We start from the raw sequence: 5885 nt of genomic DNA, 5'->3' as shown, positions 1-5885 counted from the left end.
GTCGGCCCCGAGCGGTTCGCCAGCCGGTCAGGGAACGGCGCCCACACATATCCAGCAACGCATGGCCGAGCTCGACGCCCAACGGCGGGCCAGCGGTGAGGCTCTGCAGGAGCTTGACGCCCAGGCCGCCGCGGCAGCGGCTTCCGTCCCCGACATCGGCCTGCTCGGGCGGGTGCCGCTGGGCCGGTTGGACGTTGCCGACCTGTCCCAGGCCACTGCACGCCTATTGCTCGACGCACTCTGCCTGAAGATCCAATATGACAAGGCTGCGAAGAAGGCGACCGCACAGATCACGCTGGACATCGAGACCGCGGACGCCTTGGGCGCCACGGGCCACCAACGGACCGCTAGGGGTTCCGGGAGCCGGACCCCCTAGCGGGGATGGAAACGTCCAGCGCCCAGGCAGTCCCGCCGACGTCAGGATGCCAGCCACTTGTCGAATGAGGGCCTGTCGGTCACGTCGGGTGGACTGCCTCGCCGGTGGGTGCGGAGGGTCTGGATGTACTCCCACAGGGTGTCGGCGTCGACCCATTCCGTCTTGGTTGCGAGTTGCAACAGGTGCCAGGTCCTGACGACCTGGATGCTGTGCCGGGTAGCGAGCCGTGCGGCGTCGTTGTCGTCGGTAACGAAGAAGCCGTGCACGCGACGACGAATCATGATTGCGAGTGTCTCGGCCTCACCGAGGTGCTGGTAGGGGTGGTCGCCTGGGCTCGCGAGCTCTTCGCGAAGGAGCCGCGTGTCCTGGAGTTCTGCCGCGTCGGGGAACCAGGGCGACCCGAAGATGCCCCTGGCGTCAGCCAACGCGCTGAGGTCGGGTTCCCGCGCCGACGAGTCGCATTCCGATGCCACGGTGGCGCACCAGCGGCCGTTGCCGTTCGCCAACCGCTCCAGCAGATCCATGCGGTTGATGATCGCAAAGTTGATCAGGACAGTGTTGTCCGGGAACAGGAGCACGGCCACGGTTCAGAAGCCCAGCGCCTTGGCGAGATCATCGACGTCCACCTCGGGCACTGCGGGACTGTCGACTTCCAGCGCATCGGGATCGATGCCGAGCATCCAGGCAAGTGCTCCCTTGCCGAGGACCCCGGATGCGATCCCTTTGAGGTGCGCCTCCTGGAGCGCAAGGGGAAACCGACGCCGGGCGGCCGCGTCCATGCGTAGGGTGATCTCGTCCTTACCCGAGCCGCAAGCCCCGTGACGCCGCAGAAGCCGCTGGGTCGTCTGTCCGGCCCACGTCCGCACTACAGCGGGCAGGTGACCGTTCAGAGCGTTCAGGCGGCGGGCGAGCGCATCGGTGGACACACCCCACTGCCACACGAGGTCAGCCAGCCCGGCGGCGTCCAAGCGGTCCCAGTCGATCACGGCAAGCGACTCGCGGGGGAGCAAAAGATCCGCAGCGAACGCGTTCGCGGCCGCCTCGTGCCGGTCCCACTCGGTCTCGGAAAGCCCCTGGTCGTGGTGGCCCCGGACGAGGTGGCCCAACTCATGCGCCATCGACCAGTTCTCCCGGAACCAGTTCCCGGTCGCCGGGAGCGCGATCACGCGGTGCCCACCGATGGTGAACGAATACGCAGTCGACAGGTCAGCGACCCGCACGACATCGACGCCGAGCCGGTTCTCCAACCGGTCCGCGAAGGGCCGCACGAAGTTCTCACCCAGCGCCGTCCTGGCCCCATCAGGGCTCTCCGGAAGGACTGGTCCGTGCCGCGGCTCGGGGTAGGTCTGACGGTAGGCCAGTGCGATGTCGCGCAGCACCTGCTCGTCGGCATCGCGCCCGGGTACATCCCGACGGCCCGTCGCGTGGTCGAAACTGTGACGCGCCGCGACGATGAGCCGATGCGGGTCAGGCTGTCCGGTGATCAGCCAATGGATGTCCGCATTCAGCCGGTCAGCCAGGCGCGCCAACTCGATCGAGGAGAAGGCACGCTTGCCGTTCAGAGCACGTGAGAACGCATCGGGAGTCATCCCGATGTCCTCTGCGATGTCCCGATGCCGGGTGGTGGGGCAGGCCTGCCTGATGTGCTCCAGCACCCGGTCGCCGATGCTGTGCATGGAGGCATGGTACCTGTTCCGTTGGGATAATCCCAACGGAACGCGCCCGTTGCCGTACCTCTGAGGAGCCACGATCAAGCGGCGGGACGACACTCCTTCGGAGCCAGCCTGTCACTAAAAGAATCCGAACGCTCACGTAACGGCAGACTCATTGGCCGTGTCTGGGAACACCGGGACAAACGCCCAGCTCGGCCGATGGTGTACGAAAACCGGTTGACGGGGCTCGGCCCCCGGGCAGGCATCGAAGTCTACGGGAAGCCGTGCAAAGCACGGTGAGCATAGTGATCCGTGTGCCCCCGGTGGGATTCGAACCCACACTGTCGGTGGTTTGAGCACCGTCTCTCTGCCGTTGGAGTACAGGGGCCGGCAGTCAGAACCCAGGACGTTGGGTCTTGAAGTCTCTGTCGAATCGGTCAATATGCAGGTAGAGCTTCCTCCAAGACTGTAGCCGGGTAAGGTGCGGATCGACCGACCGCCCCGCATCGCGGCGGGTCAACAGTATGATCCTAGCCCTGCGAGCCCAGGAGTCCGACTCGATGAGCCAGCCATCCTCGACCCCCCGCCGGGTGCTGATCGCCGAGGACGAGGCCTTGATCCGTCTCGATCTGCGGGAGATGCTCCAGGAGGAGGGCTATGAGGTGGTCGGCGAGGCGGGAGACGGCGAAGTAGCGGTCAGTCTTGCCTCCAAGCTCCGCCCTGACCTGGTCATCCTCGACGTCAAGATGCCCCGGATGGACGGGATCGACGCCGGCGCGCACATCGCCAAGGAACGGATCGCGCCGGTGGTGATCCTGACCGCGTTCAGCCAGCGGGACCTCGTGGAGCGGGCCCGTGACGCCGGGGCGATGGCCTACGTCGTCAAACCGTTCCAGAAGAAGGACCTGCTACCGACGATCGAAATGGCCATGAGCCGCTTCACCGAGATCGTGAGTCTGGAAGCCGAGGTCGAGGACCTGCAGGGTCGCCTTGAGGCCCGTAAGATCATCGAAAGGGCGAAGGGGGTCCTGCAGACCGAGCACGGTATGACCGAGCCGGACGCCTTCCGCTGGATCCAGCGCACGTCGATGAACCAGCGCCGCACGATGCGTGCCGTGGCCGAGACTGTGCTGGCCGGCGACCTCCTGCCCGGTGAGGCGCTGCCCGGAACGTGATCGGACGGAACACGATCAGGAGGGTCGTGAGCGGACGGCCGTTCACGATCCGGCCATGGCGGCGCATACATGCCGTGTTTGCCGGTGCGGCCGCCCTGATCGTGGTGATCGCAGCCGTCGTCGCGGTGGGGCTTGCCGCCGGTTCGCCGGCGGACGGTCCGCCCGGACCACGGACTCGGACGGCCACGCTCGGACTGATGGCACCGCTGTCCGCCGACCTCGCGCCCGCGGGTACGGCTGTGCGCAACGCCGTTCGCCTCGCGGTCGACGAGGCGAACTCCCAGGGCACCATCCCGGGCTGGAAGATCCGGATGAGCGTCCAGGACGACCTGTCCAGGCCGGACGGCGGCGCCCGGGCCGCGGGTGCTCTCGCCGCCGACCAGAGCGTGATCGGTGTGGTCGGACCGCTGAGTTCCACGGTGGCGATGATTGCCCTGCCCACCTTGGACGCCGCCGGGATCGCGGTGGTCTCGCCGTCCAACAGCCGGCCCGAACTGACCGGCGCCGCCTCGTCGACCCCCCGGACCCGGCCGTACCGGACCTACTTCCGGCTGAGCGGAACGGATGTGCTGGCGGCCCGCTATGCCGCCGAGTACGCCGTGCGCGTCATGGGCCGTAGCCGGATCGCGGTGGTGGACGGCGGCCCGGACTTCGGCACCTCGCTCGCGGAACGCTTCGCCGCCGAGGCCTCTCGGCTCGGCGCGACCGTCACCGGGACACACCGGGTCGACGGCAGCGCCGACGACGGATCCGAGGTCGAGCAGGTGGCCCGGCACCTGCGTACCGAGGCCCCCGACCTGGTGTATGTGGCGACGGGCTACGCCTTTGCCGCGAAGCTGCGCAATGAACTGGCCGAGCACGGCCCGGCCGTGTCCGTTCTGGGTTCCGACGGGTTGTTCGACCCCCACTACCCCGGGCGGACGCAGAGCGCCTCCGAGGAAGACCTGGTCACCGACCTTGCCGCACCCCTGTCCGAATTGCCGCAGGCCGGGGAGTTCGCTGCGGCCTACCTCGACCGGTGGTCCGACGAGGACGGCAGCGACAGCAACCGGGGGGATGACGCGCGTAGCAATGAGCCGGGCCACGGCGCCACCGCCGGCCGCAACAGCCCCGCAGGCGGTCCCGCCAGCGGTGGCGGCCCCACCGGTGACGGGACCAACAGCGGCGGCCCCGGCAGCGGCGCTCGCACCGGTGCTGGTGCTGGCGGCTCCAACGGCGGTAACGCCCCCGACCGTGCCGCTTCCGGCGCCGACAGCCCCGCAGGGGGTGGCGGTCATGTCGTCGTGTCTGCCTCACCGGCGGTTTCGCCGTCACCGGACGTCGACGTGATCCCCCCGGTTGCCGCCTACGCCTACGACGCGGCACGGGCGCTGCTGCGGGCCGCGGGCAGCGTCCTTCCCGGCCGCGACGACGTGGACGAGGCCACCAGGGCGGCGATCGTCACCGCCGTCGGGCAGGGCCGCTTTCCCGGTGCGACCGGTGACGTCGGCTTCGACGCCTGGGGGGACCCGCTGACGCCGGTGGTGACCGTCTACGCGGTACGCAACCGGACGTTCGTCCCCGTGCGGGTCCACCGGTCCGCACCATCATAAGATCGGCACAAGCCGATGCCACGGCGGTGCGCGCCGACAACTCAGCAGCGCTCGACGACGGCAGGTCGCCAGCTGGGCAGGTCGGGTTGCGGCCGGGCGAGAAGGTAGCCCTGGATGAGGTCGCAGCGCAGCGCCTGGAGCGCGGCGAGCTGGTCGGGCGTTTCGACACCCTTGGCGATGGCGGTGAGACCGAGCGTGTGCGCAAGCCCGATGACGGCCGCGACGACGGCGTGTTCGGCCGGGTCCTCGGTCATCCTCGCGATGCACCGCCGGTCGATTTTGAGACCGTCGAGAGGGATGCGGTGCAGCCGGCTCAGCGACGAGTAGCCGGAACCGAAGTCGTCGACGTACAGGATGACCCCATGGGCGCACAGGTCGTGCAACGTGGCGGCGACGGCGGAGGTGTCGTCGAGGAGCGCACTCTCGGTGATTTCCAGGCCGAGCTCGTAGCGGTCGTCGGCGTTGGTGGCGTCCAGCAGCGCGGTGAGCTCGGGGAGAAACCGGGGATCGGCGAGCTGACAGGTCGAGACGTTGACGGCGATGCGGGGTGCCACGCCGGTCGGCAGCCTGGGGGCCCAGCTGCCGGCCGCCCGGCAGGCCGTTTCCAGGACCCAGCGGCCGAGCGGAACGATCAGCCCGGTCTCCTCCGCGACGGGGAGGAACGCCTCGGGTTCGAGCAGGCCGCGTTCGGGGTGTTGCCACCGGACCAGGGCTTCGACGCCGGTGAGCTCACCGGCCATGTTCATGACGGGCTGGTAGAACAGCCGCAGCTCGTCCGCGACCAGCGCGCGGCGCAGGTCGTTCTCGGTTTTAAGGCGGCACAGGGCCTGGGCCCGCATGACCTCGTCGAAGACGATGTGGCAACTGCGGCCCTGCCGTTTGGCGGCGTACATGGCGATGTCCGCGGCGCGCAGGATTTCGCCGGGATCGGACAACTCCGGCCCGGACAGGGCGATGCCGACGCTGGCGGTCACTGTGACGGTCCGCCCGCACGCGGTCTTGGGTATGGCCAGTGTGGTGACGATGCGGTCGGCGACCGCCTCGATCGGGGCCGTGGACGTGACGTCCTCGCACAGGACGGCGAACTCGT

General features: G+C 68.8%; 6 protein-coding genes and 1 tRNA gene. 3 read left to right on the top strand and 4 right to left on the bottom strand.

Annotation, left to right across the window (positions count from 1 at the left end; genetic code table 11):
- The coding region (locus DD1DGNOD_RS27155) for a hypothetical protein (protein ID WP_206443227.1) at positions 1-376 on the top strand (376 nt) is incomplete at its 5' end.
- A 41-nt stretch (positions 377-417) separates the two neighbouring features.
- Here DD1DGNOD_RS27155 and DD1DGNOD_RS16395 read toward each other — a convergent pair.
- From DD1DGNOD_RS16395 to DD1DGNOD_RS16385, 3 genes are all read right to left on the bottom strand, one after another.
- A complete protein-coding gene (locus tag DD1DGNOD_RS16395) occupies positions 418-960 on the bottom strand; it encodes a hypothetical protein (RefSeq protein WP_131770507.1) in 543 nt (180 codons plus the stop codon).
- A gap of 3 nt (positions 961-963) precedes the next feature.
- Entirely contained in the window at positions 964-2052 is a 1089-nt protein-coding gene (locus DD1DGNOD_RS16390) for an ImmA/IrrE family metallo-endopeptidase (protein ID WP_131770506.1), read from the bottom strand.
- 291 nt (positions 2053-2343) lie between these two features.
- Positions 2344-2416: transfer RNA gene (locus DD1DGNOD_RS16385), tRNA-Leu, on the bottom strand.
- A 172-nt stretch (positions 2417-2588) separates the two neighbouring features.
- On the opposite strand from DD1DGNOD_RS16385, the gene DD1DGNOD_RS16380 reads away from it, so the two are divergent.
- Entirely contained in the window at positions 2589-3203 is a 615-nt protein-coding gene (locus DD1DGNOD_RS16380; RefSeq protein WP_131770505.1) for an ANTAR domain-containing response regulator, read from the top strand.
- Positions 3204-3229: 26 nt separating this feature from the next.
- Complete coding sequence (locus tag DD1DGNOD_RS16375) at positions 3230-4795, top strand: branched-chain amino acid ABC transporter substrate-binding protein (protein ID WP_241255777.1); 1566 nt, start codon at positions 3230-3232, stop codon at positions 4793-4795.
- 41 nt (positions 4796-4836) lie between these two features.
- Here DD1DGNOD_RS16375 and DD1DGNOD_RS16370 read toward each other — a convergent pair.
- Positions 4837-5885 (bottom strand): putative bifunctional diguanylate cyclase/phosphodiesterase (locus DD1DGNOD_RS16370; RefSeq protein WP_165036782.1); only part of this gene is annotated, 1049 nt, incomplete at its 5' end.

This window comes from Candidatus Protofrankia californiensis, assembly GCF_900634765.1.
GTDB lineage: Bacteria > Actinomycetota > Actinomycetes > Frankiales > Frankiaceae > Protofrankia > Protofrankia californiensis.
Note: the sequence above shows the minus strand (reverse complement) of the source record. Positions and strands in the feature narration are given on the sequence as shown.